General features: G+C 63.3%; 2 protein-coding genes. Both read right to left on the bottom strand.

All coding sequences use genetic code 11. The features are described 5' to 3' along the window. On the bottom strand, positions 1–1,778 hold a 1,778-nt coding region (ftsH, locus tag VFL62_RS16690), incomplete at its 3' end, for an ATP-dependent zinc metalloprotease FtsH (protein ID WP_325173487.1). Between the two features lie 235 nt (positions 1,779–2,013). Continuing rightward, positions 2,014–2,600, bottom strand: a 587-nt coding sequence (locus VFL62_RS16685; RefSeq protein ID WP_325173486.1) for an ATP-binding protein, incomplete at its 5' end; no start/stop codon positions are given.

Below are 2,600 nucleotides of genomic sequence, written 5' to 3'. Positions count from 1 at the left end.
ATCTCATCACCGGTCAGCGTCTCGTATTCCAAGAGGCCCTTTGCCAGGACCTCGAGATCGGCGCGCTTTTCGGTCAGGATGCTGGTCGCCTGCTTGTAGCCCTCCTCGACCAGGCGGCGGATCTCGCTGTCGATCTTCTGCACCGTTGCCTCGGAGGCGTTCTGGGTGCGCGACACCGACATGCCTAAAAACACCTCGTCCTGGTTCTCGCCATAGGACACGGTGCCGAGTTCTTCCGAGAGGCCCCAGCGCGTCACCATCATCCGCGCCAGCCGCGTCGCCTGCTCGATATCCGAAGCAGCGCCGGAGGTCACCTTCTCGCGGCCGAACACCAGTTCTTCGGCGACACGACCGCCCATCATGATGGCGAGCCGCGAGGTCATCTGCTCCAGCGACATCGACAGCTTGTCGCGCTCTGGCAACTGCATCACCATGCCAAGCGCGCGGCCGCGCGGAATGATGGTGGCCTTGTGGATCGGATCGGTCGCGATCACGTTGAGACCGACAATGGCGTGGCCGCCTTCGTGATAGGCGGTCAGCATCTTCTCTTCCTCGGTCATGACCAGCGACTTGCGCTCGGCGCCCATCATGACCTTGTCCTTGGCCTCCTCGAACTCGGCCTGCGTCACCATGCGCTTGTTGCGACGCGCCGCGGTGAGCGCGGCTTCGTTGACGAGGTTCATCAGGTCGGCCCCGGAGAATCCCGGCGTGCCGCGGGCGATGGTCTTGAGGTTGATATCCGGCGCCAGCGGCACCTTGCGGACGTGAACCTTGAGGATCTGTTCGCGGCCGACGACGTCCGGGTTGGGAACCACGACCTGGCGGTCGAAACGGCCCGGGCGCAATAGCGCGGGGTCGAGCACGTCCGGCCGGTTGGTTGCCGCAATCAGGATCACGCCTTCGTTGGCCTCGAAGCCGTCCATTTCGACCAGCAGCTGGTTCAACGTCTGCTCGCGCTCGTCATTGCCGCCGCCAAGACCGGCGCCGCGGTGACGGCCCACCGCATCGATTTCGTCGATGAAGATGATGCAGGGCGCGTTCTTCTTGGCCTGTTCGAACATGTCGCGGACGCGCGAGGCGCCCACGCCGACGAACATCTCGACGAAGTCCGAGCCCGAGATCGTGAAGAAGGGAACATTGGCCTCGCCGGCGACCGCGCGCGCGATCAGCGTCTTGCCGGTGCCGGGAGGTCCGACCAGCAGCACGCCGCGCGGAATCCGCCCGCCAAGCCGCTGGTATTTGCCGGGATCGCGCAGGAACTCGACGATCTCCTGCAGGTCCTGCTTGGCCTCGTCGACGCCCGCGACATCCTCAAAGGTCACGCGGCCATGCGCTTCCGTCAGCATCTTGGCGCGCGACTTGCCAAACCCCATCGCCTTGCCGGCACCGCCCTGCATCTGCCGCGACAGGAAGATCCATACCCCGATCAGGGCGATGAAGGGCAGCCACGAAACCAGCAGCGACACGAACCACGGCACGTTGTCGCCGGGCGGCTTGGCGGTGATCGACACCTTGCCGTTATAAAGGCGTGAAACCAGCGTCGGATCGTTCGGCGCATAGGTCTGGAAGCTCGAGCCATTGGTGAAGGTGCCGTGGATCTCCGGCCCCTGGATCACCACGTCGCGAACGTGATTCTGATCCACCTCCGTCAGCAATTGCGAAAACGAAATGTCTTGCGAGGAGGTACGCTGACCGGGATTCTGGAAGAGCGTGAACAATGCCAACAGCAATAGAACAATGATGACCCAGAGGGCGAAATTGCGCAGATTGGCGTTCATTGATCTTCCTTCGTGGTCGCGCGGATCGCGGCCTTATTTCCTTGGGCGCAGGCGCAAGGGAATCCCCCAGGCGACTAGGTTACAATCTAGGTGCCGAGGCGGTCGCTGCCAAGGGAACTGCGCAGGACAATTTAACCCATCCTGGCTCGTTCCCAACGCGAATCATGACGCCAAAACCGGCGTTTCCCGAGGTGGTTAAGGGACCGGAGGCGGGTTCATGACGGTTTGCTTGCGCTCAATCCGGTCTGCGGCGGCGGGGCGGTGCCGGCGCGATGCTTATCCGCTCCCCGTTCAGACTGATCAGCGCGCCGGCAAGGGTCTGCTTGAGCCGCCCTCGGCGGCCACGGGTGCTCTTCGGCAAGGCCTGGTCAAGCGCCGACAGCAAAGCCTCGACTTTTCCCAGCTCCGGTGGACCCTCATGGCCGAATCGATCGATCGCACGCAACAGGAGCCGCAGCCGGATTTCCTCCGGCAGCGCCGCAAACGCCTGCGCGTCGAAAGTCTTGCCACCAGGCTCTTCGGCAGAGGATACCGTTTTGCCCTGGAGCGAGGCGGCCTGGCGATCCCTTAGCGCTAGATACCGATCGGCACCGTCGACCAGTATCTCGATCGCTCCGTTGGCCCTCCCAAGCCGCAAGGCGAGCCGTGCCAGATTGCGTGCATCGCCACCTTCGGCCGCAAGCATCGGCATTACGGCGCGGATGCGGGGCCGGGTAAAATTCAAATCGCGGTTGGTCGGATCGTCGGCAAAAGCGAGTTTGGCTTTCTTCAGCGTCGCGACGAGCTGCGATTTCGGGACATTCAGAAATGGACGGGCAAGGC

Source organism: Bradyrhizobium sp. (genome assembly GCF_035701725.1).
In the GTDB taxonomy this organism is placed as follows: domain Bacteria; phylum Pseudomonadota; class Alphaproteobacteria; order Rhizobiales; family Xanthobacteraceae; genus Bradyrhizobium.
The sequence above is the reverse complement of the archived record's forward strand: the minus strand, read 5'-3'. Positions and strand labels throughout refer to the sequence as shown.